Origin of the sequence: Candidatus Poriferisocius sp., from assembly GCF_965202595.1 — a bacterium.
In the GTDB taxonomy this organism is placed as follows: Bacteria; Actinomycetota; Acidimicrobiia; order Acidimicrobiales; family Bin134; genus Poriferisocius.
On sequence record NZ_OZ241836.1, the window covers coordinates 2,011,104 to 2,037,660 of the forward strand.

The window sequence follows — 26,557 nt, forward strand, 5'->3', positions numbered from 1 at the left end:
TACACTATGGTCACAAATCAGTCTCTATGTTCCATAACCCGTTCAGAAACCGGTCGGCGAGGGCGGGGACGCAAACGACCGGAAGCGACGGGTCGACTTAGAGAAGAAGGGTTCGTGAGGCGGTTTAGGGCTGCGGTGGCTTCTGCGATTATGGAGTCGATGATCTCCTGGCAACCGGGGAGGTTGTCGATGCTGCCCACAACCTGACCGGTGGGCAGGATGCCAACCTCGGGGTGGCCGTCCACCATGGCGGCCTTGGTCATCATCGGGGCGTTGGCGGCCATGGCCATCTGGGCCCAGGTGAGGTTGAGGCTGCGGCGCATGGCCAGTCCCTCGGACAGCAGTTGGCGATAACCCACCCCGGTGAGGGATCGGAACTTGAGCGCGTTGCGGACCGCCCGAATGAGCGACAGCGGGCCGGACCGTTCCAGCCGGGCAACCACGTCGGTGTTGATGACCCGCTGGGGTACGCCATCCACCGAAGTGGTAACCACCGTGCCGGTCAGCGGGGTGTTCAGGTATATGGCCTTTACCCGGTCGGGAACGTCGCTGTCGGAGGACAGCAGGAACCGGGTGCCCATGGCGATGCCTTCGGCCCCGAACGCCAGCGCGGCGACCAACGAGCGCCCATCCAACATACCCCCCGCCGCTATCACGGGGATGTCCACCGTGTCGATCACCGCGGGCAAAAGCAGCGAGGTGGCGATGGGGCCGGTGTGGCCCCCTCCTTCGGCCCCCTGGGCGATGACCGCGTCCACCCCCCAGGCCGCCACTTTCTCGGCGTGGCGGGGCGCACCTATGGTGGGCACCACCACCACCCCGGCATCCTTCAGCTTCTTCACGATGGCCTCACCGGGGGCCTGGGCGAAACTGGCCACCGGAACACCGCTGGCGATGATGTGATCCACCCGGCGGTCGATGTCGGCGGCATCGGTGCGGAGGTTGACCCCGAAGGGGCGATCGGTGGCCCCGGCCACCGCGTCGATGGTCCCGACCATCTGGTCGAAGGTAAGGGGAGCGGCGGCAATTATGCCCAGGCCGCCGGCGTTGCTGGTGGCCGCGGTCAGCCGGGCCCCCGACACCCAGCCCATACCGGTCTGCACGATGGGATGCTCCACCCCGAACAACCCGCACAGCCGGGTGCGCAAGCGAGGATCGGGGCTCATCCGAATAGCCCCTGCATCATCCAAAACTCAAAAGAGTCCGGGGTCGGCACCGCTCAGCCGAACTCGGCCTTGCGGGCCCCGGTGGGGTCGAGCACCTCGCGGATCAGGCGAAGCTCCTCGGCGGTGGGCAGCCGGGTTTCGGGCACCTCGGCGATGCCGGCCAGCTCGAAGGTGGTGGCCTCGACCACCTGATCCACCGTCACGCCGGGATGGACCGAGACGATCCTCATGCGGTGATCGCCGGTATCGAAGTCGAACACCCCGAGGTTGGACACCACCCGCCGCACCTCGTGGAAACGGTTGCCCGGCGCTCCCAACTCCCGCATCCGGTCGTAGCCCGGGCCCGACACCACGTCCACCGAAGCCACGAAGGATCGGGGGGAATGGTTGGGAACCCAGTAACTGGTGGTGTGGTTGACCAGGTTGCCCGGAGCGCCGCGCAAACCGAGCAGTTGCGCCTTTGGCCGGCGGAAATCACCGATGGCGGCAATGTTCTGGTTGCCCCACTGGTCGATCTGGCTGGCCCCCATCATCACGTGACGCTTGCCCGACCACACGATGTCGAACACCGTGCGGTACGGCACCCACGACTCCACCACCCTGGGGGCAGCGGGATCCCCCACCGGGTAGTCGTTGGCAACCAGCACCGACACGGTGTCGGTGTACACCAGGTCGGGCTCGAAGGTGGCCCGGGCCAGCCGACCCCCCACGATGGGAACCGTGCCGATGGGGTTGCACAGGATCTCGCCGTCCCCTCTGAAGGCCTCGGCACAGGCCACCACGCAGATCTCGTCGATGGTGGCTCCCGCGGGGCGGTCCGCCGATGAGGTGCCGATGGTAGCTCCCGCAGTGCTGGCTCCCGCGGGGCGGTCCGCCGATGAGGTGGCTCCCGCGGGGCGGTCCGCCGATGAGGTACCGGTGATGGCTCCAAAAGCGTGATCGGCAGTGGTGTTCATGAGCGGGCCTCCAGCACTCTGCGATACTCCTCATGGGAGGCAATGTCCAGGTAGGCGCTGCGGAAGGTGTCCCAGGCCCCGGGGTCGCGAGCGGTGGCGGCGTACTCCCGCTGGAAGGGCTCGTCGCGCCCGTAATCGGGGGGGCACTCGGTGAAGTGAGCCCCCCGGGGGGCCTCCACCACGCCATCGGTGAAGATGCGGGGGATGCGCAGCGTATGCACCGGCCCCTCATCCAGCAGGTTCTCGGTGGGGATGATCCGCTCGGTGCTCATGTAGGTCTTGGCGGCGGCCATGGCGAACAGGTCGTCGAAGTACAGGTCCGGTCCCAAGAACTGGCCGTTGCCGGCGGCGTCGGCCCGGTTCATGTGGATGAGGGCGGCGTCCAGCTCGAATGCGGGGATGGCCACCAGCTCCTCACCGTCATCATAGGGAGACACCACGATGCGCAGCTCGGGGTTCATGAGCAGCATGTCAGAACCCAAACCGGCCCGGGAGGGGTAGAACGGCACCCGATGAGCCCCGGCCAGCAGCCCCAGGTAGAAGGCCCCCTCGTCCAGCTCGATGAACTCGATGGCCCCACTCTGGCGGGCCCGGCGGAAGTGGGGCTCCAGCGGGATGGAATCCAGCGACACGAACCCGTACACCGCCCGGCGCAGCTTGCCCGCCGCGCACAAAAGGCCGATGTCGGGGCCGCCGTAGGCCACCACGGTCAGATCTTTGAGATCGGATCGCAGTATCGCCCGCACCAGCGACATGGGCTTGCGGCGCGACCCCCAGCCGCCGATACCGATGGTCATGCCGTCGCGCAGTTCGGCGATGACCTCATCCTCGGTCATCCGCTTGTCGACCATGACCGCGACGATAGCCCGCCCCCACCGCCACCCCCGAACCACCAAGCCCGCACACCAATCACCACCCCCGAACCACCAAGCCCGCCCCACCCCCGAACCGGGGTAGCGCCCCTGCCCCTCCCCCGGAATGACCGGTGACGGCGGGATGGGGCACACTGTCAGCAATGAAAGAGCTGGATTTCACCGGCAAAACCGTCATCGTCACCGGCGGGACCAAGGGCCTGGGCCGGGGTTTGGCCACCCGATTCCTGATTGCGGGGGCCGATGTCGTGACCTGTGCCCGGCGACCACCCACCGAGCCGGTGGCCGCGGGGGGCAACGTGGCGACGTTCACCGCCGCCGATGTGCGAGATCCCGAGCAGATCGCCGGAGTGGTGAGGGCGGCGGTGGATCGCACCGGGAGGGTGGATGTCCTCATCAACAACGCGGGCGGGGCCCCCCCGGCCGACTCGGCAACGGTGTCGCCCCGCTTCAACGAGAAGATAGTGGCGCTGAACCTGCTGGCCCCGATGGCGTTCAGCCAGGCGGTGTACCCGGTGATGCAGAACCAGCAAAGCGGCGGGGTGATCCTCAACATTGCCTCTGTGTCGGGCATCCGGCCCAACCCCAAGGGCGTAGCCTACGGGGCCGCCAAGGCCGGGCTGTTGAACATGAGCGAAACCCTGGCCGTGGAGTGGGGCCCCAGGATTCGGGTTCTCACCGTAACCGTCGGGCTGATCGTGACCGACGAGGCCCACTTGTACTACGGCGACGAAGCCGGCATCGCCGCGGTGGGCGAGACCATCGCTTTGGGTCGCATGGGCCGCCCCGAGGACGTGGCCGATGTGTGCCTGTTCTTGGCCTCACCTTTGGCCCGGTGGATGACAGGGGCCAACATAAAGGTGCACGGCGGGGGCGAGAAGCCCGCCTACCTGGGAGCTTCCACCGGCGAGGTTGCCACCAGCGAGGTTGCCACCAGCGAGGTTGCCACCGGCGAGAGTTAGCGGTTGTGGGTAGCTTGTTTCACTCCGGGGGCACTGCTGCCACCGGCGAGGTTGCCACCGGCGAGAGTTAGCGGTTGTGGGTAGCTTGTTTCACTCCGGGGGCACTGCTGCCACCGGCGAGGGTTAGCGGGAACCGGGTACGTCATGGCGCGAAGCATCCCGTTCGTCACCGAACCCGAGGTGCGCTACGGCACGGTGGCGGAAATGGCTCCCGGCCTGCGCCGCATCGTGGCCAACAATCCCGGCAAGTTCACCTACCGGGGTACCGGCACCTACATCGTGGGGCGGGGGCGGGTGGCGATCCTGGATCCTGGGCCCGACGACACCGAGCACGTGGATGCCCTGCTGGCGGCGGTGAAGGGCGAGCGCGTGGAAGCCATCCTCGTCACCCACACCCATCGTGACCACTCCCCCGCTTCCCGGGCGCTGGCCGAAGCCACCGCAGCGCCGGTTTACGGGTTCGGACCCCACCCGGTGGCCGACACCGGCAATGCCCCGCTCGCCGAACCCGGCGACGAAGAGTCCGGACCCCACCCGCTTGGCGGAACCGGCGATGCAAAGAGCGACGATGCAAAAATCGAGGAACGGGGCGACCTGGAGTTCATACCCGACTCCACGGTGGTTCACGGCGACGTGATCGAGGGGCCGGGCTGGAGCTTCCAGTGCCTACACACTCCGGGCCACATCTCCAACCATATTGCCTACCGCTGGCGGGAAATGGCCGGGGTGTTCACCGGCGATCACATCATGGGATGGTCCACCACCATCATCCCCCCACCCGATGGCAACATGAGCGACTACATGGCCAGCCTGCGGCTTCTGGCCGACTCTCCCGGCGACCGGTTCTACTGGCCCACCCACGGGCCGCCGGTCACGGAGCCCTACCCGCTGGTGGAAGCCCTTTACGATCACCGGCTGGAGCGGGAACGCCAGATCCTGGAGTGCCTGGCCACCGGCCCGGCCACCATCACGGAGATGGTAAGAACCATGTACGCCGATGTGGCCCCCGAGCTGCATGAGCCCGCCTCGCGCTCCGTGCTGGCCCATCTAATAGCCATGACCGCCGATGGGCGGGTGACCACCGGCGGGCAGCCCACCAGCAAAGCCGTGTACTGCCTGCCCTAGACACCAGGCTGGTCACCAGCCCCGAGATGCGTCCTCAGGCCACCGCACCGGATGCCCGGAGCGCTTCGACATCGCTGGTCGAGTAGCCCAACTCCTCCAGAATGGTGCCGGTGTCCGACCCGGGTGGCTTTGCCTCGGTGGCCGGCTCGGCGGGAGTGCCCTCGAAGCGGGGAGCGGGCCGGGGCTGGGAAACCCCGCAGGCCTCGAAGAACGAGGAGCGGGCCCGGGCGTGGGGGTGCGCTGGGGTCTGCCCCATTGTCAGCACCGGGGTTACGCAGGCATCGGTGCCGTCGAACACCGCCATCCACTCGTTCAGGGTGCGTCCGGCGATGATCTCGCCCACCCTCTGTTTCATCTCCGGCCACCGGTCCCGGTCCATCTGATCGGGAAGATCGCCGGCACCGGCCAGGCCTATTCCGGCCATGAACTCGTCGTGAAACTGGGGTTCGATGGCCCCCACCGCCAACCACCTGCCGTCGGCGGTGCCGTACACCTCGTAGAAGTAGGCCCCGGAGTCCAAGAAATTGGTCCCGTAATCATCGGTCCAGAACCCGCTGGCGTGGGCGGCGTACAGGGGCGACATCAGGTAGGCCGCCCCGTCCACCATGGCGGCATCCACCACCTGGCCGTTGCCGCCTCGAGCCACCTCCAGCAGGGCCGCCACCATGCCCAGCACCAGGAATACCGAACCACCCCCGAAGTCGCCGATGAGGTTGAGCGGCACCGAGGGTGGCTGGCCGGGGCGACCGATGTGGGCCAGCGGGCCGGCCAGCGAAATGTAGTTGATGTCGTGACCGGCCCGGTCGGCCAGCGGGCCGGCCTGGCCCCAACCGGTCATCCTCCCGTAGACCAGCTCGGGGTTGCGGGCCAGACAAACCCTGGGGCCGACACCGAGACGCTCGACCACCCCGGCCCGGAAGCCCTCGAACAGGCCGTCGGACACCTCGACCAGCCGGAGCAGCGCCTCAACTCCCTCGGGCCGCTTGAGGTTGATGGCCACCGCCCGCTTACCCCGCTCCATGGGACCCGATTGTGACCCCACCGGGCTTCCCGAACCGCCCACCCGGTCGACCCGTATGACCTCGGCCCCCAGATCCGACAGCATCATGCCCGCGAACGGGGTGGGACCGATTCCGGCCAACTCGATGATTCGCATTCCCTGAAGAGGACCCATGGCCCCTACGGTATGTCCACAAGCCGATACAACCGGAAGGCAGGACAAGACCAATGGCCACCAGCAACCAGAAAGCAGCACCCCAAGGCACGGCCACCAGCAACCAGAAAGCGCCAGTTCAGGACGTAGCACCCAAAGGCACGACCAACCAGAACCGGAAAACCGCACCCCAAGGCACGACCACCAGCAACCAGAAAGCAGCACCCCAAGGCACGGCATTGGTCACCGGGGCCAGCCGGGGTATCGGGCGGGCTAGTGCCATTGCCCTGGCCCGGGCCGGTTTCGACGTGGCGGTGTCGGCCCGCACCCTGGTGGACGGATCGGGCCGGGACATGTACAACCCCGACCTCGCCATACCCGGCGGGCTCGATACCACCGTGGCCGCCATCGAGGCCGAGGGGCGGCGGGGAGAGGCGTTCGTCATGGATCTTCTGGATCGATCCAGCGTAAAGGCGTGCGTGGACAAGGCACTGGAACGCTTCGGCCATCTGGATGTGCTGGTGAACAATGCCATCTACCAGGGCAGGGTGAGCATGACCCCGTTCCTGGAGTTGGAGGAGCCGGAGGTTCGCCGGCTGCTCGAGGGCAACGTGCTGGCTCAGATGGCGGTGACCAAACAGGTGCTCACCGCCATGCGCGAGCAGGGCTCGGGAACCATCGTGAACATGATCTCGGCCTCGGCCTACACCGACCCGCCCGGCCCCATCGGCCAGGGCGGCTGGGGCATGGCCTACGCCATGAGCAAGGGAGCGTTCAGCCGCATGACCCCCCACATCCACGTGGAACATGGCAACGAGGGCATCCGCTGCTTCAGCATCGACCCCGGCTACGTGATCACCGAAGCCGCCCGAGCTCGCAACACCGCGGGTTCGTTCCCCTACCCCGGTGGGGAACCGGCCACCATCGGTGCGGTGGTGGCCTGGCTGGCCACATCCCCCGATGCCGACGACCACCTGGGAGCCATAGTGTACGCCCAGAGCGAATTCAAAAAGCGGGGCTTGGCACCCTGAGCCGGGCCCCGTCCCCGCTCATACGCGTCTAAATCTTGGAGATGGTAAGCCAAACTGCCTGCGAGCTACTCCCCATGATCTCGAACAACCAAGAAGGTGGTTGCCGCGCCTACCCCAACCAAAATGGCTGTTGCGGCCAATGTAGACAATGACAACAGAGGCCCATCATGGATAAGTGCAGTCAATTGAAATACAGCAATAACCCCTAGCAATACCTTGACAGCCGTTTCGTAACGCTTTGCACGTCGCACCTTTATCGCTTCTGCAAACTCATACGTCAACTGTAGAGCGTTCTCAGCAGCTTCAATCTCATGCTCTAGGCCACTTGCATGCTTCAAGGTCTCCAGTATGTTTGCATGTCTTGTTGACAAGCTGGCTTCACTTATCTGCCTTGCTTCATATAAGAGGGGAATTACCTGCCCTCGAACCTCGTTGAGTTCAGATAGTTCGACTATATTATTATAAGCAAGTTGCCTCTCACACCATCGCCGTATTTGGTGAGCTAAGGACCAAATAATCTGAGTCCTGACTTCCAACAATTCATATATATTGACCGTTGAATCTAAGTGGTTAGATCGACAAGCAATTATCAAACTCGCCCAGGTCACACCGCAAAATACTCCCTTATTAGTCTCAATATCATGCGGCATATCTATCGGATCAAGGCCAGAAATTCGGCTTAGAATAGGCCAGTTAACTACAAAATTATCTTGCAAATATTCTTCTGTATCGCCAAGCCCAACTCTGCTAGGTTCAGACAGCGCAATAATTCCTAATTGGGAATCTCTATCATCTAAGATCTGGTCTGGATCTTCTTCTGCAACATAGAAAGTAAAAACATATAGAACTTTCTCCCAACTATCCCAGCGTGTAGTACAGCCAAATTCTTTTCTTACTCGCATTCTCAGGGCATCCACTTTTTTGGAGATCGAACTTGTTCCTTGGATGACTTCGTTATGAAATTGCCAGCGTTGCTCCAAGAGGTCAGCAATACTGCTATGGTCTCCAAATCGAGCTTCAGTGGATTCCCTATACACCAGAACACCAAATCCACGACGTTCCAAATAAAGAGTTATATTGATACCATCATCGTTAGACTCCCAACGGCTTACATCCAAGCCGATAAGTCGCTTGTCCATATCTTGAAGTCGTGACTCTGTAAATCCCTCAGCCTCTAGAGAATTGCGATGAATACTGATATTGGAGCCACCTATATCAAAGGGAATAAGTGATATTCTGGTGATCATCTGCACTCAAGATCGGCTGTAGTCACAACATTATCAGCACCAATATAACGAGGCAGTATTTTAATCGCGGCATCATGGTATTGACGGCCTGCATGACTCATCGATAAGTTGGTTACTACCAGAGGATGGAACCCTCTGTCGAATAAATCAATAGCTGTCGTAAATACACACACATCAGTATCTATACCGAATACTAAGACATCCTTGACATCTAGTGTTAGAAGAGTGTCTTCCAGCTTGGTATCCACAAATGGGGAGTAAGTGAACTTGTCTAGTACAAGAGTAGGTAGGCTATTCACCTCGGGATGCAAAGTTGTTTCGCACTCTTCTTGAAAGCGAGACCATCCCAAAATCTTCATGAACGGGCCATCAGCACCCGGATTGACGAATCGGGTGAAAATCCGGTGTTCAATAGGATTCTGCTCGCAGAACTCTCGAACCGCCGAAGGTATCAACGCTGTGGCTGGGTTAATGAAACCAGTCTGAATGTCCACGGCTATGAGACAGGATGGCAGAACCATGCCCTCCAGCTTACCGTGAGCAAGCAGGCAGGGGGTTCGATCAGGCCAGAAAGGAGGCTCGGAGGCGCTCCACGGTGGCCGGGCTGGTCACGCCATCCCATCACCGAAGCCGCCCGAGCTCGCAACACCGCGGGTTCGTTCCCCTACCCCGGTGGGGAACCGGCCACCATCGGTGCGGTGGTGGCCTGGCTGGCCACATCCCCCGATGCCGACGACCACCTGGGAGCCATAGTGTACGCCCAGAGCGAATTCAAAAAGCGGGACTTGCAGGCATAACCGCGCGGGAGCCGCCGGGGGCGACCGGAAACGGAGCGCACCCGCAGACGACATCTACCGGCGGTGGGGTTGCGACCGTTGACAGCTACAATTGGTGCGGTATCATAACCCAGAGGAGAACTCGGCATGGCAGAGGACATTTTAGGCCAAATCATTGTCGGAGCGCTGATTGTGCTGATCGGCGGCGTGTTTCTCTACCTGTTCAAACAAACCATGAACGGGCTCCGCTCGGAGATGAACGGCCTCCGCTCGGAGATGAACCTGAGGTTCGATGCCATCGACAAAAGGTTCGAGACCATCGACAAAAGGTTCGAGACCATCGAAGGGAAGCTTGACGCTCTGAGCACACGCGTCGGGGGCCTGGAGACAGATGTCGCCCTGCTCGTGGATCGTGCAGGAGTCAGAGACAGGTTAGCGGAGAGGTACCCCGCAACCGAAAGCAAGGTGGAAGCCGGGGTTTGATCACGCCAGAAAGGAGGCTCGGAGGCGCTCCACGGTGGCCCCTGGCTGGCCACATCCCCCGATGCCGATACCGGCGGGATTGCGACCGTTGACAGCTACAATTGGTGCGGTATCATAACCCAGAGGAGAACTCGGCATGGCAGAGGACATTTTAGGCCAAATCATTGTCGGAGCGCTGATTGTGCTGATCGGCGGCGTGTTTCTCTACCTGTTCAAACAAACCATGAACGGCCTCCGCTCGGATACGAGTGTTCTCCGTTCGGAGATGAACGGCCTCCGCTCGGAGATGAACGGCCTCCGCTCGGAGATGAACCTGAGGTTCGATGCCATCGACAAAAGGTTCGAGACCATCGACAAAAGGTTCGATGCCATCGACAAAAGGTTCGAGACCATCGACAAAAGGTTCGATGCCATCGACAAAAGGTTCGAGACCATCGACGGGAAGCTTGACGCTCTGAGCACACGTGTCGGGGGCCTGGAGACAGATGTCGCCCTGCTCGTGGATCGTGCAGGAGTCAGAGACAGGTTAGCGGAGAGGTACCCCACAACCGAAAGCAAGGTGGAAGCCGGGGTTTGATCACGCCAGAAAGGAAGCTCGGAGACGCTCCACGGTGCCGGGTTTGACACCGTAGGCCAGGGCGTACCCTTCGGCACCACCCCACTGGTCGTCAATGCAATCCAGCAGTTCGTTCATGGCCCCTACGGGGGCTTTGCTGATGTCATCGGGAAGCCCTGCCCACACCTGAGCCATTTCGGGCAACTCCGAAAGAGACCGCTCACGGATGGCCCTCACCGCCGGAGCAGTGGCTGCGTAGTCCCCCACGATGTCCTGGCGGTCAACCCCGACCAGGCCCAGAATGATCGCCGCCAGGCAACCGGTGCGGTCCTTGCCGGCCATGCAGAAAAAAGCGGTTGGCCAGCGGTCGGGGTCGGCCACCAGCTCGATGGCCGCGGCGAACCGTGCGCCACCGTTTCGGATCATGGCCTCATATATCTGCCCGAAAGAACGGTTCCGCATTTCGGGATCGAGACGGCGGGGAGCATGCAAAGCCCCGTCGGTGGTGCCCACATGGTGCTCGGCAATACCGATTGCGGAATCCAACACCCCCACCCGGGCTCGTTCGTCGGATGCCCGCAAATCAACCGCAGTACGAACTCCCAGGCGACCAACCACCACTTCGGCATCGGCCGGGGTGAGACGATGCAAGGAATCGGCCCGAAACAGCAAACCCCATCTCGTGGCACCCCCAAGCGCGCTGGCATAGCCGCCCAAATCCCGAAAGTTGATGCACCCCTCCAGCGGGACGCGCCGCAAATAATTCATCTTCGAGCTTCCTTCATCCATCTCCAGGGGTGCCGGCACTAGGGGTGCTGGGAGCTGACCGATACGACCTCACCGGTCATGTAGGTGGAGTAATCGCTGGCCAAGAACACCATCACGTTGGCCACCTCCCAGGGCTCGGCGGCCCGGTCGAAGGCCTCCAGCGATACCAGATCGTCGAGGAACTCCTGGCTGGACACCTTGGCCAGAAACGGGTGCATGGCCAGGCTGGGGGCGACGCAGTTGACCCTGACCCCGGCCCCGGCGGCCTCCATGGCCGCACAGCGGGTCAGGGCCATCACCCCGGCCTTGGCCGCGGCGTAATGGCACTGGCCGGGCTGGGCCCGCCATCCCATCACCGAAGCGTTGTTGACGATAACCCCCGACCTTCGGGGCATCATGTGGCGCAACGCGGCCCTGGTGGCCCGCATGGTGCCGTTGAGGGTGACATCGAGCACCGCATGCCACTGCTCATCGGTCATGTCCACCAGATTGGCGGTGCCCCCCAGACCGGCATTGTTGATCATCACATCCACATGGCCCATCTCGGCCACTGCGACATCCAGCAGACCCTGAACCTCCCCCTCCTCGGTGACATTGCAAAGCGCGGTTGCGGGGCGCATCCCGAACTCCTCAGCCAGGGCATCGGCGGTCTCGCCCAGCCGGCGCTCGTGAATGTCGCTGATGAGCACCCGGGCCCCCTCGGCCATGCACCGCCGGGCGACGGCACACCCGATGCCGGTACCGGCCGCCGCGGTAATCACCACTGTTTTGTCCCTCAACAACTCCCGACCCGGCGGCTCGGCCGGTACCGGTAAACCATCCCCAACCGGAGGCTCAGCTGGTGCCTGCAAACCATCCCCGAACGGCGGCTCGGCCGGCACCTGCAAAGCATCCCCAACCGGCATCAGGTCTTGGCCTGGGATGTCTGGCGCTCGGCCTCGCGCTGGGCCAGCAGCGCCATGGTCGGGTGCTCCTCGGTGCCGATGGCGCGGGGTAGCGCCTCCTCGATGCCCTCGGGGGTCCAACTGGCCCCACCGGGAGCGAACATCGAGCGCACCTCACCGAACTGGGCCCAAACCGAGATGCGGGGACCGATCACGGTGTATATCTGAGCGGTGATGTGCCGGGCGGTGTCACCCAGCAGGAATACGGCCAGGGGAGCCACATCGTCCGGTTCGCCGGCCTCGATCTCGAACGGCACGTTCTCGGACATGCGGGTCCGGGCGCTGGGGGCGATGCAGTTGGCGTTCACCCCGTAGCGCTTCAGGGCCAGCGCCGCGCTCTTGGTCAGCGACACCACACCCCCCTTGGCCGCCGAATAATTGGCCTGGGAGGTGGATCCGGTGAACGCTCCCGAGGTAACCCCCACCAGTGATCCCCCGGTATCCTGCTTGCGCATGATGGCCGATGCGTGCTTGTACACGGTGAAGTGCCCCTTGAGGTGCACGCGAATCACGTCGTCGAACTCCTCCTCGGTCATGTTGAAGATCATCCGCTCCCGCAAAATGCCGGCCACGCACACTGCGCCGTCGATCGACCCCCAGGTGTCCACCGCGGCTTGAACCGCGGCTGCGCCCCCCTCCATGGTGCTGATATCGGAGGCCAGGGCCAGCGCGGTGCCCCCGGCTGCCTCGATCTCGGCCACCACCGAATCGGCCACCACCGACGACGGATCGGAGCCGTCCAGCGACACGCCATAATCGGCTACCACCACGTTGGCACCGGCCGAGGCACAACCCAGGGCTATGGCTCGGCCGATACCGTTGCCCGCTCCGGTAACGACGATGTTCTTTCCTTGGAGATATCCGGTCACGGGCAAGAACCCTACCCTTGCCCACCGGCCAACAGTTGGTCGAAGCGGCGGACCAGGTCACCGGGAGGGATCCGACCGCTACCCCGATCCACCAGCATCCCATCGGAATCGACGAACACCCAGAACGGGGTACCCGACAAACCGAAGGCAGTGGCCACCGTGTCGGCGGCATCATCCATGAGAACCGGGAAGGACCATCCCGCATCCTTCAGCCACAGGCTGGGAGGATAATTGCCCTGCTCAGGATTCACCCGGGTGGAAACGCCGAAGAACTCCACCCCCTCGGGTAGCCGGTTGCCCCCATCCAACCAGCCGACCATTTCGGCCACCTCGGCCTGGCAGGCCGGGCACCAGTGGGCCAGGAACACGATGGCCGCGGGCCTGGTTCCCGGAGTCCACCGGAACGGGGTGCCGTCCAGTGCGGTACCGGAGATGCCCGGCACCGCCAGCCCCACCCCCAGTTCGGGCAGTGAACCGGCAGGGGTGCCATCGAAAAAGACCGGTGCCACCTCCGCAGCGCCGGCATCAGTGGGCACCGTGGCAGCGGTGGTGGGCATCCCGGTGGCGGTGGGCACCGGGGTATTGGATAGTGCTGGAGCGCCGGCATCATCATCGTTGCCGCAACCAACCAGCAGCAGGGCCAAAGACAGCGCCATCACCGCGCCTACGTACCAGGCTCTTGTTGAACTCATGTGTCCAGGATAAAGCGTGCAGAGGTGGGCAACACCCTAAAGGGGCATGACCACGCCACCGTTGGGTCGCAGGGTCTGCCCGGTGACGAACCGGCCGGCATCGGAGCAGAGGTACAAAACGGCGTAGGCAATGTCGTTGGGGTGGCCCACGAACCCCAGGGGGTTCATTTGGGCAATGGTGTCGAAGTGGTTCCTCTGGCGTTCGGGGTCAACCCTGCCGTCTTCACCCCGAAAATGGCGGTCATAAATCGGGGTCTCGATCGAACCGGGGGCCACCGCGTTCACCCGGATGGGAGCCATCTCCACCGCCGCGGTGCGGGTGATCATCTTGACCGCCGCCTTGGTCAGGGCGTACACCGAAATCATCGGGGCGGGCATATCGGCTCCGGCCGACGACAGGTTGACGATCGATCCCGACCGCTGCTCGGCCATGGCCCGACCCGCCGCCGCAGTCCCCCAGTAGACCCCCTTGAGGTTCACGTTCATCACACGATCCAACTGGTCGGGGGTGGTGTCCACAATGAGGCTGTCGGTGATGATCCCGGCGTTGTTGACCATTATGTCCAACCGGCCGTGGCGGGACACCGCACCGGCTACCAGCGCATCCACCGCGGCCTTGTCGCTCACGTCGGTGGGCACCGCCGACCAGCTTGCCCCCAGCTCCTCCAGCTCACCGCCGGTGTCACCCATCCCGTCGGCGTTCACATCGGCCAGCACCACCGAGGCACCGGCCTGGGCCAGGGTCACCGCCGTTGCCCGGCCGATACCCGAGGCCGCCCCGGTAATCACCGCCACCCGATCGGACAAATCAAACGCAGCAACCAGGTCATCATGCATAACCCAATCATGCCCCACCCCGAGCCAAAACCCAGCAGCAACTGTAGACGACCGGGATCGTCGGGAGGCGCACGAGTAGGGGTTCGTCGGGTTATACGGCGGTTTCGATTCTGGTTTCTGGGGGTTGGGGTTGGGTGGTGGGGGGGTAGCGCTTTTCGAGGCGGTCGTCGATACCTAGGCGGTCCACGATGATGGCGACATCTTTGGCCATGTCGGCGATGACCTCGTTCTGCTTATCGAACTTGGCATCGAACTTGGTGTCAAGGGCGTTGAATCGGGTGTTCATCTCCGAACGTAGGCGGTCCACGACGATGGCGACATCTTTGCCCATGTCGGCGATGACCTCGTTCTGCTTATCGAACTTCGCATCGAACTTGGTGTCGAGGGTGTCGATCTTGGTGTCGAGTTTGGTGTCGAGGGCGTCGATTTTGGTGAAGCCGTATTTGAACATGTAGACGAAGCCGCCGCCGAGCATGATTGCGATGACGCTTGCGGAGATTCCTGTTATCCACTCGGTGATCATTGCTCGTCGTCCCCTTTTTTTTGTGGTGGTTGTTTGTTTGTGGGGGAAGGCGAGATGTTGCCCCCCCTGCCCCCCCTGGTGGGGGGTGTGGGGGGGGGGGGGGGGGGGGTGGGTTGGTTTAGTTGCAGGCGTCGTTTCTCAAATCAGCGGTGTTGTCACCGTATTCGCCGGTGGCGAGGCGGCGGCATTCTTCTTTGAGGATGGCCCGGTACTCGGCGCGATAAGTGGCGGCCAGGGTGTCGCCTGCTTGTTGGCGCGCGGCGGCCTCGCGCCTGGTGTACGGCAGTGAGCAGATGTCGGCCACACCGTCGCCGTCGCTGTCGAAGGGGTAGGTGGTCGGACCACCGAGGGAGCGGTTCGCGCAGTAGGTGGGACCGGTGATCGCCCCGGAGTAGTAGGGGCCACCATCATAAGGCCTCGGGAAACCGGGCACTGTGAGCTGGTCGCCCCCGCAAACCTCATCACCGGGCTGGTTTTGGCAGGCGGCGTTGACGAGGTCACGGTACATCTGGGGGTACCGGTTCGCCAGGGTGATGATCGCGTTCTGCCTTGCTATTGCTTCGCGGCGTGTGTAGGGGAGTGAGCAGACATCGGCTACACCGTCACCGTCGCTGTCCAAAGCGAACAAGCGGGCACCGCCCAAAGAAAACTCAGCACAAAAACTCGGGCTACTCACCGTGCCGGAATAATAGGCCTGGTCGTCCTCGGGGGTGCTGTCACCAGGAGTGACGGTCGGCGAGGTGCCGGCGGGGCCGGTACCGATACTGTTTTGTGCTCTGACCTCAAAGGTGTAGGCGACCGGGGCGGTGCCGGTGTCGGCATCGGATACAACCGTGCTCATCGTCCCGGCCCCGATGTCGTTCCAGTCACCCCAACCGGCGATCCCGATGCGGGTGCGCCACTGCCAACCCGTCACCACGGCCCCACCATCTGGGCCGGCGGTCCAGGTAACAGTAATAGTCCCGTTAGCGGCCGTGGCATCAACAACAGGCGCAGCAGGGGTGGTGGCCGGGGTGGCCGACACAGAACCAACCATGCCGTCACCCATGGCGTTCACCGCTCTCAGGTGGAACGTGTAACCGGTGCCGTTGATGAGGTTGGGAACCGGCACCGAAACAACATCGACACTCAAACCCGTGGCAGTCAAATTCACCCACTCCCCATCATCGGTGCGCAAATGCCACGCCGTCACCGCCGAGCCCCCATCAGAGGCCGGGGTCCACGACAAGGTCACCATCTCGTCACCGGGAGCGGCGGTGATCTGCGGCGCAGCAGGGGTGGTGGCAGGTGTGGCGGTAACCATCGCCGGCGCACCGTCACCGGCCTCGTTCACCGCTCTTAGGTGGAAGGTGTAGGCGGTGCCGTTGGTGAGGTTCTGCACCGGCACCGACATGGTGGTCGCCGGGTAGGGCTGCCACTCGCCATCGCCGGTGCGCAAATGCCACCCGGTCACCGCAGATCCCCCATCGAAAGCCGGGGTCCACGACAAAGTCACCGTCCGGTCACCCGCGGTCGCGGACAGCTCCGGCGCCGCCGGGACGGTGGCGGGGGTGGCCTCGACAGCCGCAGCAGGGCCGGGGCCTATCTTGTTGCGTGCTCTTAGCTCGAACTTGTAGGCAGCACCATTGGTGAGGGCGGTGATTTCGTGGCTGGTCGCATCCGCGGCGAGGTCGGACCAATCACCGTAATCACCTACACCGGTTTTCATCCGATACTGCCACCCGGTAACCACATCAGCCCACGACGGCTCCCCCACAGCACCGCTACTACCGGCCGACCAGTTCAAAGTCACTGTCATGTCACCAACCACCGCCGACAGCGTGGGGGCGGGGGGTGCTGCTGAGGGGGTGACGGGGGCGGACTCGAACGCAGCACCAACCACCCGAGTGTCAGTGGTCACCGCCCGTATCTGGAAGGTGTAAACCCGACCGTTGTCCAAACCGGTGACCGTTTGGCTACGAGCCGTCGCCCCACCCGGAACCGTCATCCACGAACCAAAACCAGCGGTACCGGTGCGCATCCGGTACTGCCAACTCCTAACAGTCGAACCCCCCGTACCAGCGGGGGTCCATCCCAACGTGGCCCGGCGATCACCCGCAACAGCGTTCAGCTCACCACCGGTGGGCGCACCGATCGGGGTCACCGGACCAGCCGTGGCCGCCGCACCAGCACCGAACCGGTTGATGGCCCGCACCTCAACGGTGTAAGCCACCCCATTGGTCAGGCCCCGCAACACCACACCCGCGGTTTCCGCGGGATGCTGGGCCGCAACCACATCCGGACTCACCGGCTGGGTGATACGAGCACCCAACGGTTCCCACGCATCAAACACACTCGCACCGGCCTGGCGCACCCGAACGTCGTAACCCAAAACCGGTGTCCACTTCTTATCCCCCGAAGCAGAGCTGCGCGACGGGCCCACCACAAGGATTTTCACCTCACCATCACCCGCGGTCAACGTCACCCGCCGCGGCTGCTGAGGCACCAAACCCGGGGTGACCTCCAAAGACTGCGCCGCCGCACCGGTACCAACCGCGTTCACCGCCCGAACCTGGAACCTGTACAAACGACCATTCACCAAACCCCGCACCATCGCCTGAGCCGTCCCCGGCCCCGAACCAGCAACATCAGTCCAAGCCTTAGAAGTAGTAACACCCTGCACGACAGTATCGGTGATGGTGGCGTTCCAAGTTGACCACTCCGCGTTGCCCGATTCGGGGGGCGGGGCGGATTGGTAACGATACTGCCACTTGGTGATCGGCGGACCACCAGAACCCGCCGAGGTCCACGACAACGACACCGCACCATCAGCACCAGAAGCGGTCAAACCCGTCGGTGCCGGCGGCTCCACCCCCGGGGTCACCGGCTGGCGGGCCACCAACACCACACCGAACAAGTCCTGCTTGTTCACCGCCCGCACCCTAAAGGTGTGCGGCACCCCATTACGCAAACCCGACACCGTCAACTTCGCATCATTACTAGTCTCCTGGCCGGCGAATTGCTTGCCATGGTTCGCGAACGACCAATCAGACCACTCACCATCACCCACCCGATACGAATACTGCCAAAACGTGTTATCATCCATACCCACATTATTAGTCAACGCGTTCACCGGGCTGCTACCCGCAGTCTCAGGCGGTTTTTTGATGCTCAACTCCACCGAACTCGTTTTCGGTGTCACCTGCAAATACGGGTGTCGGCTCCCACTGAAACCATCGCCGCCCGGCAAAGCTGGGCCCCCGAAAACAAACGGCTCCGACTCTTTCACATAACCCACCTGACCCAACTCATTTATAACCCGATACCGAACAGTGTAGACAGTCCCCACCTTGAAAATAACCTCAGTAAACCACTCACCGCGGCCACCGGTGACTCCGGTGGGAGCAGCAGCAGCCTCATACCTGGACCACCCACCCCAATCACCATCACCAGCCTTCCACGACCACTCAACCGCCCAACCCTTCGAAGGATTCCCATTCGTAACAGAAATTCTAGGACCATTCAACGAACGAATATAAGCAGTGATCCTAGGCTTTCTCTGCGCATCCGTAGTCGCAGACGCATGAGGATCAATACCGTAAGCGTATAAAACCAAATATACAGGCTCATTCGGCCGGTAACGGGGGAAAGTCACCACCGCCACCGCCGACTGCAAACCAACACCCAAAGCATTCACCGCCTGCACCAAAAAGTAATAAGACTTGCCCCCGTTGAACTCCAAATCACCATCAGGGGAAGCCCCAGACGCGCCCGGCGGGCGAGGCAAAGTCACCGACGACAACGACGCGCACCCCGGATCCGCCCCCCGACTGTTATCACACAAAACCACCGGAGTCGCAGCAGCCGCCGCAGCCGCAGAATCACCCTGCCGGTACTGCCACTTCGTCACCGGGGAACCACCATCAGAACCCGCCACCCACGACAAAACAACCTTATGCAACCCCACCCGAGGCTCCGACTGGCCAGTCGCGGTCACCGACGACGGCGGCAAAGGCCTCACCCCCGGATACACCGGCCCCGACACCAAAGCAGGACCACCACCAGCATCATTAACCGCCCGCACCCGGAACCGATACAAAGTACCCGCCGTCAAACCCCTCACCATGTACTCCTGCTCACTCTTTTTTGTAGGGTCAACCCCAATCGCGATCCACTGACCCCAATCACCATCACCAACCCGCATCGAATACTCATAATCACGAAGAGTCGAACCACCATCACCAGCAGTGGCCCGCGGCCGTCCCCACTTCAACGTCACCGTATTCGCCGTCGGCTCCGCAAACGGCTCCCCATTCGACCATGTACGAGGACGATCCGGACGCTGACCCGGACGCACCTGATTAGACTTCGTCACCCCACCCGCACCCAACGCGTTAACCGCCCGAACCTCAAACACATACGCAGCTCGAGTAGACAAACCCAACACCGTGTAAGACCTAACACCAGCCCCACCCGGAATCACAACCCACCCCCCAGAAGCATCATGCTGATACTCCCACCTCACAACCGGATAAACATCAGACACCAAATCACTAGCCGTCCACGACAACCGAGCAAACCCATCACCAGCCTCCGCAGTCACAACACGAGGCGGCGCAGGCACCCCCCCCGGCACCACCGACGAAGACTCAGAAAACGCCCCCGGACCCCTAACGTTCGCCGCCCGCAAACGGAACCGATAAACAACCCCATTATCCAAACCCGAAACCACATGCGAACTCAACGCATCAGACTCACCAGAAGTCGGCACAATAATCGTCCAACCATCCCCAAACCCCGCATCACCCCTAGCCACCGAATACTCATAACGCGTAATCTTCGACCACCCCGTCGGTGCCGTAGTATCACCCGACGCCTGCGTCCACGACAACCTAACCCCCGCATCCTGAGCAACCACCCTCAAACCCGCCGGAGCCAACGGAACCGTAGGCAACCGCAGATCCTCCGGCGACAAAGTCAAAGGATCACCCACCACCCCATCCAAACTCACCGCCCGCACCTTAAACGAATACTGCAAACCATCCCTCAAATCACCAACAACAAAAGAAGAATCAGAACCACCAACACCCGGCATCCGAATCCAAGCAGACACACTAACCGACGAAGTAACACTATACTCATAACCCACCACCGTCACACCAGACACCGCAGCCGGCACCACCCACGACAACCTCATCGCACCAGCCCCAACAACCACAACCCCCACCGCCGGAGACGACACCGCAGTCGGCGTACCCGGCTTAGCCTGCGCCCCCACACCCCCCACACCCACCAACACAGAACCCAACAACACCAACACCAAACCCACCCCACACACCCGACCAACACCACCACCACCCCGACCACGACCCCCACCAACACGGCCCCGGCCCAAACCCAACCCAAACAACAAAAACTTCAACATAACCCCAACCATACAACACCCAACACCCAAAACCAAGCATTTACAAGAAGTGAATCCCGCCCAACCGGCGGATGTCGAGCACGGTCCCATAAAGGCCCCCGCCGAAGGTGGTATGTACGTCTGCTTGATGTACACTTACTTTATGGATATCAAGTCCGAACGGTGGTCGATTCGAGTGACCCCGGCCGAAGACACGATTGTGCGCCGGGTCCTCCGCGATGCGGGGATGTCGCTGAACGAGTACGTGGTCCGTTGCGCAGTCGCCGCCGCAACCAATGATCTCGCCGATCGTCGGGTCTTCACATTGTCAGTCGAGGCTTGGGACGAACTCCAAAAGGTCCTTGATCGGCCTGCGGCAGCAAATCCCAGAATCTCCAAGCTTTTGGAGCAACCCTCAGTGCTGGATGCCGGGTGAGCCCGTATCGGGGTCCGGAACTTCTTGCGCCCGACCACGACGTTACGAACTTCGACTGCGACGATAAGGCTCTCGACGAATGGCTTCGGCGCAGAGCGCCACGCAATCAGCTTGAGGGATCCAGCCGGACATGGGTCGTCACAGAAGACTCCCGCGTGGTCGCATTCTACGCGTCAAGCACGGCGGTTGTGGCTCGCACCGAAGCCACCTCTCGAGCCGCTCGCAATCAGCCCGACCCGTTGCCCGCGATGCTGCTGGGTCGCCTGGCTGTGGATCGTTCCCACCAAGGCAAGGGGTTGGCTGCGGCGCTGCTGAAACACTTCCTTCTCAAAGCCCGCGAAGTAGCCTCACTCACTGGTATGCGCATCGTGCTGGTCCACGCCAGGGACAACGAGGCTGCCGAGTTCTACCGACACTTCGGGTTTGACCCCTCGCCGGTGGACAGCCTGACCCTCATGCTTCTTGTCAAAGACATCAAGCCCTGAGTAGGGGTTTGTTTTTGTGGGGGGGAAGGCGAGATGTTGCCCCCCCTGCCCCCCCTGGTGGGGGGTGTGGGGGGGGGGGGGGGGGGGGTGGGTTGGTTTAGTTGCAGGCGTCGTTTCTCAAATCAGCGGTGTTGTCACCGTATTCGCCGGTGGCGAGGCGGCGGCATTCTTCTTTGAGGATGGCCCGGTACTCGGCGCGATAAGTGGCGGCCAGGGTGTCGCCTGCTTGTTGGCGCGCGGCGGCCTCGCGCCTGGTGTACGGCAGTGAGCAGATGTCGGCCACACCGTCGCCGTCGCTGTCGAAGGGGTAGGTGGTCGGACCACCGAGGGAGCGGTTCGCGCAGTAGGTGGGACCGGTGATCGCCCCGGAGTAGTAGGGGCCACCATCATAAGGCCTCGGGAAACCGGGCACTGTGAGCTGGTCGCCCCCGCAAACCTCATCACCGGGCTGGTTTTGGCAGGCGGCGTTGACGAGGTCACGGTACATCTGGGGGTACCGGTTCGCCAGGGTGATGATCGCGTTCTGCCTTGCTATTGCTTCGCGGCGTGTGTAGGGGAGTGAGCAGACATCGGCTACACCGTCACCGTCGCTGTCCAAAGCGAACAAGCGGGCACCGCCCAAAGAAAACTCAGCACAAAAACTCGGGCTACTCACCGTGCCGGAATAATAGGCCTGGTCGTCCTCGGGGGTGCTGTCACCAGGAGTGACGGTCGGCGAGGTGCCGGCGGGGCCGGTACCGATACTGTTTTGTGCTCTGACCTCAAAGGTGTAGGCGACCGGGGCGGTGCCGGTGTCGGCATCGGATACAACCGTGCTCATCGTCCCGGCCCCGATGTCGTTCCAGTCACCCCAACCGGCGATCCCGATGCGGGTGCGCCACTGCCAACCCGTCACCACGGCCCCACCATCTGGGCCGGCGGTCCAGGTAACAGTAATAGTCCCGTTAGCGGCCGTGGCATCAACAACAGGCGCAGCAGGGGTGGTGGCCGGGGTGGCCGACACAGAACCAACCATGCCGTCACCCATGGCGTTCACCGCTCTCAGGTGGAACGTGTAACCGGTGCCGTTGATGAGGTTGGGAACCGGCACCGAAACAACATCGACACTCAAACCCGTGGCAGTCAAATTCACCCACTCCCCATCATCGGTGCGCAAATGCCACGCCGTCACCGCCGAGCCCCCATCAGAGGCCGGGGTCCACGACAAGGTCACCATCTCGTCACCGGGAGCGGCGGTGATCTGCGGCGCAGCAGGGGTGGTGGCAGGTGTGGCGGTAACCATCGCCGGCGCACCGTCACCGGCCTCGTTCACCGCTCTTAGGTGGAAGGTGTAGGCGGTGCCGTTGGTGAGGTTCTGCACCGGCACCGACATGGTGGTCGCCGGGTAGGGCTGCCACTCGCCATCGCCGGTGCGCAAATGCCACCCGGTCACCGCAGATCCCCCATCGAAAGCCGGGGTCCACGACAAAGTCACCGTCCGGTCACCCGCGGTCGCGGACAGCTCCGGCGCCGCCGGGACGGTGGCGGGGGTGGCCTCGACAGCCGCAGCAGGGCCGGGGCCTATCTTGTTGCGTGCTCTTAGCTCGAACTTGTAGGCAGCACCATTGGTGAGGGCGGTGATTTCGTGGCTGGTCGCATCCGCGGCGAGGTCGGACCAATCACCGTAATCACCTACACCGGTTTTCATCCGATACTGCCACCCGGTAACCACATCAGCCCACGACGGCTCCCCCACAGCACCGCTACTACCGGCCGACCAGTTCAAAGTCACTGTCATGTCACCAACCACCGCCGACAGCGTGGGGGCGGGGGGTGCTGCTGAGGGGGTGACGGGGGCGGACTCGAACGCAGCACCAACCACCCGAGTGTCAGTGGTCACCGCCCGTATCTGGAAGGTGTAAACCCGACCGTTGTCCAAACCGGTGACCGTTTGGCTACGAGCCGTCGCCCCACCCGGAACCGTCATCCACGAACCAAAACCAGCGGTACCGGTGCGCATCCGGTACTGCCAACTCCTAACAGTCGAACCCCCCGTACCAGCGGGGGTCCATCCCAACGTGGCCCGGCGATCACCCGCAACAGCGTTCAGCTCACCACCGGTGGGCGCACCGATCGGGGTCACCGGACCAGCCGTGGCCGCCGCACCAGCACCGAACCGGTTGATGGCCCGCACCTCAACGGTGTAAGCCACCCCATTGGTCAGGCCCCGCAACACCACACCCGCGGTTTCCGCGGGATGCTGGGCCGCAACCACATCCGGACTCACCGGCTGGGTGATACGAGCACCCAACGGTTCCCACGCATCAAACACACTCGCACCGGCCTGGCGCACCCGAACGTCGTAACCCAAAACCGGTGTCCACTTCTTATCCCCCGAAGCAGAGCTGCGCGACGGGCCCACCACAAGGATTTTCACCTCACCATCACCCGCGGTCAACGTCACCCGCCGCGGCTGCTGAGGCACCAAACCCGGGGTGACCTCCAAAGACTGCGCCGCCGCACCGGTACCAACCGCGTTCACCGCCCGAACCTGGAACCTGTACAAACGACCATTCACCAAACCCCGCACCATCGCCTGAGCCGTCCCCGGCCCCGAACCAGCAACATCAGTCCAAGCCTTAGAAGTAGTAACACCCTGCACGACAGTATCGGTGATGGTGGCGTTCCAAGTTGACCACTCCGCGTTGCCCGATTCGGGGGGCGGGGCGGATTGGTAACGATACTGCCACTTGGTGATCGGCGGACCACCAGAACCCGCCGAGGTCCACGACAACGACACCGCACCATCAGCACCAGAAGCGGTCAAACCCGTCGGTGCCGGCGGCTCCACCCCCGGGGTCACCGGCTGGCGGGCCACCAACACCACACCGAACAAGTCCTGCTTGTTCACCGCCCGCACCCTAAAGGTGTGCGGCACCCCATTACGCAAACCCGACACCGTCAACTTCGCATCATTACTAGTCTCCTGGCCGGCGAATTGCTTGCCATGGTTCGCGAACGACCAATCAGACCACTCACCATCACCCACCCGATACGAATACTGCCAAAACGTGTTATCATCCATACCCACATTATTAGTCAACGCGTTCACCGGGCTGCTACCCGCAGTCTCAGGCGGTTTTTTGATGCTCAACTCCACCGAACTCGTTTTCGGTGTCACCTGCAAATACGGGTGTCGGCTCCCACTGAAACCATCGCCGCCCGGCAAAGCTGGGCCCCCGAAAACAAACGGCTCCGACTCTTTCACATAACCCACCTGACCCAACTCATTTATAACCCGATACCGAACAGTGTAGACAGTCCCCACCTTGAAAATAACCTCAGTAAACCACTCACCGCGGCCACCGGTGACTCCGGTGGGAGCAGCAGCAGCCTCATACCTGGACCACCCACCCCAATCACCATCACCAGCCTTCCACGACCACTCAACCGCCCAACCCTTCGAAGGATTCCCATTCGTAACAGAAATTCTAGGACCATTCAACGAACGAATATAAGCAGTGATCCTAGGCTTTCTCTGCGCATCCGTAGTCGCAGACGCATGAGGATCAATACCGTAAGCGTATAAAACCAAATATACAGGCTCATTCGGCCGGTAACGGGGGAAAGTCACCACCGCCACCGCCGACTGCAAACCAACACCCAAAGCATTCACCGCCTGCACCAAAAAGTAATAAGACTTGCCCCCGTTGAACTCCAAATCACCATCAGGGGAAGCCCCAGACGCGCCCGGCGGGCGAGGCAAAGTCACCGACGACAACGACGCGCACCCCGGATCCGCCCCCCGACTGTTATCACACAAAACCACCGGAGTCGCAGCAGCCGCCGCAGCCGCAGAATCACCCTGCCGGTACTGCCACTTCGTCACCGGGGAACCACCATCAGAACCCGCCACCCACGACAAAACAACCTTATGCAACCCCACCCGAGGCTCCGACTGGCCAGTCGCGGTCACCGACGACGGCGGCAAAGGCCTCACCCCCGGATACACCGGCCCCGACACCAAAGCAGGACCACCACCAGCATCATTAACCGCCCGCACCCGGAACCGATACAAAGTACCCGCCGTCAAACCCCTCACCATGTACTCCTGCTCACTCTTTTTTGTAGGGTCAACCCCAATCGCGATCCACTGACCCCAATCACCATCACCAACCCGCATCGAATACTCATAATCACGAAGAGTCGAACCACCATCACCAGCAGTGGCCCGCGGCCGTCCCCACTTCAACGTCACCGTATTCGCCGTCGGCTCCGCAAACGGCTCCCCATTCGACCATGTACGAGGACGATCCGGACGCTGACCCGGACGCACCTGATTAGACTTCGTCACCCCACCCGCACCCAACGCGTTAACCGCCCGAACCTCAAACACATACGCAGCTCGAGTAGACAAACCCAACACCGTGTAAGACCTAACACCAGCCCCACCCGGAATCACAACCCACCCCCCAGAAGCATCATGCTGATACTCCCACCTCACAACCGGATAAACATCAGACACCAAATCACTAGCCGTCCACGACAACCGAGCAAACCCATCACCAGCCTCCGCAGTCACAACACGAGGCGGCGCAGGCACCCCCCCCGGCACCACCGACGAAGACTCAGAAAACGCCCCCGGACCCCTAACGTTCGCCGCCCGCAAACGGAACCGATAAACAACCCCATTATCCAAACCCGAAACCACATGCGAACTCAACGCATCAGACTCACCAGAAGTCGGCACAATAATCGTCCAACCATCCCCAAACCCCGCATCACCCCTAGCCACCGAATACTCATAACGCGTAATCTTCGACCACCCCGTCGGTGCCGTAGTATCACCCGACGCCTGCGTCCACGACAACCTAACCCCCGCATCCTGAGCAACCACCCTCAAACCCGCCGGAGCCAACGGAACCGTAGGCAACCGCAGATCCTCCGGCGACAAAGTCAAAGGATCACCCACCACCCCATCCAAACTCACCGCCCGCACCTTAAACGAATACTGCAAACCATCCCTCAAATCACCAACAACAAAAGAAGAATCAGAACCACCAACACCCGGCATCCGAATCCAAGCAGACACACTAACCGACGAAGTAACACTATACTCATAACCCACCACCGTCACACCAGACACCGCAGCCGGCACCACCCACGACAACCTCATCGCACCAGCCCCAACAACCACAACCCCCACCGCCGGAGACGACACCGCAGTCGGCGTACCCGGCTTAGCCTGCGCCCCCACACCCCCCACACCCACCAACACAGAACCCAACAACACCAACACCAAACCCACCCCACA

Annotated in this window: 22 protein-coding genes; 8 read left to right on the forward strand and 14 right to left on the reverse strand. The window is 62.4% G+C overall.

Going from position 1 to position 26,557, the window contains the following annotated elements; all coding sequences use genetic code 11:
• Window positions 1–17: 17 nt before the first annotated feature.
• From ACOGXC_RS09155 to ACOGXC_RS09165, 3 genes are read right to left on the reverse strand one after another with little or no spacing between them, the layout of a single operon-like run.
• Complete coding sequence (locus tag ACOGXC_RS09155) at window positions 18–1,166, reverse strand: NAD(P)H-dependent flavin oxidoreductase (RefSeq protein ID WP_419917890.1); 1,149 nt, start codon at window positions 1,164–1,166, stop codon at window positions 18–20.
• Window positions 1,167–1,219: 53 nt separating this feature from the next.
• Window positions 1,220–2,122: a CoA-transferase subunit beta gene (locus ACOGXC_RS09160; RefSeq protein WP_419917891.1), complete on the reverse strand. Its 903-nt coding sequence runs from the start codon at window positions 2,120–2,122 to the stop codon at window positions 1,220–1,222.
• Window positions 2,119–2,973: a CoA transferase subunit A gene (locus ACOGXC_RS09165; RefSeq protein WP_419917892.1), complete on the reverse strand. Its 855-nt coding sequence runs from the start codon at window positions 2,971–2,973 to the stop codon at window positions 2,119–2,121. The genes ACOGXC_RS09160 and ACOGXC_RS09165 overlap by 4 nt, the downstream gene beginning before the upstream one ends.
• A gap of 164 nt (window positions 2,974–3,137) precedes the next feature.
• On the opposite strand from ACOGXC_RS09165, the gene ACOGXC_RS09170 reads away from it, so the two are divergent.
• Together ACOGXC_RS09170 and ACOGXC_RS09175 are read left to right on the forward strand one after the other, a co-directional pair.
• Window positions 3,138–3,956 carry an SDR family oxidoreductase gene (locus ACOGXC_RS09170; protein ID WP_419917893.1) on the forward strand — a complete coding sequence of 273 codons (819 nt, stop codon included), beginning with the start codon at window positions 3,138–3,140 and terminating at the stop codon, window positions 3,954–3,956.
• 144 nt (window positions 3,957–4,100) lie between these two features.
• Complete coding sequence (locus ACOGXC_RS09175; RefSeq protein WP_419917894.1) at window positions 4,101–5,081, forward strand: MBL fold metallo-hydrolase; 981 nt, start codon at window positions 4,101–4,103, stop codon at window positions 5,079–5,081.
• A 34-nt stretch (window positions 5,082–5,115) separates the two neighbouring features.
• Here the strand turns inward: ACOGXC_RS09175 and ACOGXC_RS09180 are convergent, their stop codons facing one another.
• Complete coding sequence (locus tag ACOGXC_RS09180; RefSeq protein ID WP_419917895.1) at window positions 5,116–6,255, reverse strand: CaiB/BaiF CoA transferase family protein; 1,140 nt, start codon at window positions 6,253–6,255, stop codon at window positions 5,116–5,118.
• 53 nt (window positions 6,256–6,308) lie between these two features.
• On the opposite strand from ACOGXC_RS09180, the gene ACOGXC_RS09185 reads away from it, so the two are divergent.
• A complete protein-coding gene (locus ACOGXC_RS09185) occupies window positions 6,309–7,265 on the forward strand; it encodes an SDR family NAD(P)-dependent oxidoreductase (protein WP_419917896.1) in 957 nt (318 codons plus the stop codon).
• Window positions 7,266–7,330: 65 nt separating this feature from the next.
• On the opposite strand, the gene ACOGXC_RS09190 is transcribed toward ACOGXC_RS09185, so the two are convergent.
• Window positions 7,331–8,518 carry a hypothetical protein gene (locus tag ACOGXC_RS09190; RefSeq protein WP_419917897.1) on the reverse strand — a complete coding sequence of 396 codons (1,188 nt, stop codon included), beginning with the start codon at window positions 8,516–8,518 and terminating at the stop codon, window positions 7,331–7,333.
• Window positions 8,509–9,033 (reverse strand): cysteine hydrolase family protein, encoded by a 525-nt coding sequence (locus tag ACOGXC_RS09195; protein ID WP_419917898.1) that lies wholly within the window; start codon window positions 9,031–9,033, stop codon window positions 8,509–8,511. The genes ACOGXC_RS09190 and ACOGXC_RS09195 overlap by 10 nt, the downstream gene beginning before the upstream one ends.
• A 15-nt stretch (window positions 9,034–9,048) precedes the next feature.
• Here ACOGXC_RS09195 and ACOGXC_RS09200 point away from each other — a divergent pair, with 15 nt between their 5' ends.
• The 3 genes from ACOGXC_RS09200 to ACOGXC_RS09210 all read left to right on the forward strand — a co-directional run bounded on the left by ACOGXC_RS09200 (window position 9,049) and on the right by ACOGXC_RS09210 (window position 10,348).
• Complete coding sequence (locus ACOGXC_RS09200) at window positions 9,049–9,309, forward strand: hypothetical protein (protein ID WP_419917899.1); 261 nt, start codon at window positions 9,049–9,051, stop codon at window positions 9,307–9,309.
• A gap of 126 nt (window positions 9,310–9,435) precedes the next feature.
• Window positions 9,436–9,771: a hypothetical protein gene (locus ACOGXC_RS09205; RefSeq protein ID WP_419917900.1), complete on the forward strand. Its 336-nt coding sequence runs from the start codon at window positions 9,436–9,438 to the stop codon at window positions 9,769–9,771.
• Between the two features lie 136 nt (window positions 9,772–9,907).
• Window positions 9,908–10,348, forward strand: coding sequence for a hypothetical protein (locus ACOGXC_RS09210; protein WP_419917901.1), 441 nt, complete (start codon window positions 9,908–9,910; stop codon window positions 10,346–10,348).
• Here ACOGXC_RS09210 and ACOGXC_RS09215 read toward each other — a convergent pair whose 3' ends face one another.
• From ACOGXC_RS09215 to ACOGXC_RS09245, 7 genes are all read right to left on the reverse strand, one after another.
• Window positions 10,349–11,095, reverse strand: a complete 747-nt coding sequence (locus ACOGXC_RS09215; RefSeq protein WP_419917902.1) for a tyrosine-protein phosphatase — start codon at window positions 11,093–11,095, stop codon at window positions 10,349–10,351.
• Between the two features lie 38 nt (window positions 11,096–11,133).
• Window positions 11,134–12,000, reverse strand: coding sequence for an SDR family oxidoreductase (locus tag ACOGXC_RS09220; protein WP_419917903.1), 867 nt, complete (start codon window positions 11,998–12,000; stop codon window positions 11,134–11,136).
• On the reverse strand, window positions 12,000–12,908 hold the full coding sequence (locus ACOGXC_RS09225; protein WP_419917904.1) for an SDR family oxidoreductase: 909 nt from the start codon (window positions 12,906–12,908) through the stop codon (window positions 12,000–12,002). The genes ACOGXC_RS09220 and ACOGXC_RS09225 overlap by 1 nt, the downstream gene beginning before the upstream one ends.
• 11 nt (window positions 12,909–12,919) lie before the next feature.
• Window positions 12,920–13,600, reverse strand: coding sequence for a TlpA family protein disulfide reductase (locus ACOGXC_RS09230; RefSeq protein WP_419917905.1), 681 nt, complete (start codon window positions 13,598–13,600; stop codon window positions 12,920–12,922).
• A 36-nt stretch (window positions 13,601–13,636) separates the two neighbouring features.
• Window positions 13,637–14,437 carry an SDR family NAD(P)-dependent oxidoreductase gene (locus tag ACOGXC_RS09235; protein ID WP_419917906.1) on the reverse strand — a complete coding sequence of 267 codons (801 nt, stop codon included), beginning with the start codon at window positions 14,435–14,437 and terminating at the stop codon, window positions 13,637–13,639.
• A 91-nt stretch (window positions 14,438–14,528) separates the two neighbouring features.
• Window positions 14,529–14,960: a hypothetical protein gene (locus tag ACOGXC_RS09240; RefSeq protein ID WP_419917907.1), complete on the reverse strand. Its 432-nt coding sequence runs from the start codon at window positions 14,958–14,960 to the stop codon at window positions 14,529–14,531.
• Window positions 14,961–15,078: 118 nt separating this feature from the next.
• Window positions 15,079–20,217 (reverse strand): fibronectin type III domain-containing protein, encoded by a 5,139-nt coding sequence (locus tag ACOGXC_RS09245; RefSeq protein WP_419917908.1) that lies wholly within the window; start codon window positions 20,215–20,217, stop codon window positions 15,079–15,081.
• A 289-nt stretch (window positions 20,218–20,506) separates the two neighbouring features.
• Here ACOGXC_RS09245 and ACOGXC_RS09250 point away from each other — a divergent pair, with 289 nt between their 5' ends.
• Together ACOGXC_RS09250 and ACOGXC_RS09255 are read left to right on the forward strand one after the other, a co-directional pair.
• Window positions 20,507–20,779 carry a DUF1778 domain-containing protein gene (locus tag ACOGXC_RS09250; protein ID WP_419917909.1) on the forward strand — a complete coding sequence of 91 codons (273 nt, stop codon included), beginning with the start codon at window positions 20,507–20,509 and terminating at the stop codon, window positions 20,777–20,779.
• Window positions 20,776–21,264: a GNAT family N-acetyltransferase gene (locus ACOGXC_RS09255; RefSeq protein ID WP_419917910.1), complete on the forward strand. Its 489-nt coding sequence runs from the start codon at window positions 20,776–20,778 to the stop codon at window positions 21,262–21,264. Before ACOGXC_RS09250 ends, ACOGXC_RS09255 begins: the two co-directional genes overlap by 4 nt.
• Before the next feature lie 97 nt (window positions 21,265–21,361).
• Here the strand turns inward: ACOGXC_RS09255 and ACOGXC_RS09260 are convergent, their stop codons facing one another.
• Window positions 21,362–26,500: a fibronectin type III domain-containing protein gene (locus ACOGXC_RS09260; protein ID WP_419917908.1), complete on the reverse strand. Its 5,139-nt coding sequence runs from the start codon at window positions 26,498–26,500 to the stop codon at window positions 21,362–21,364.
• Window positions 26,501–26,557: the final 57 nt, after the last annotated feature.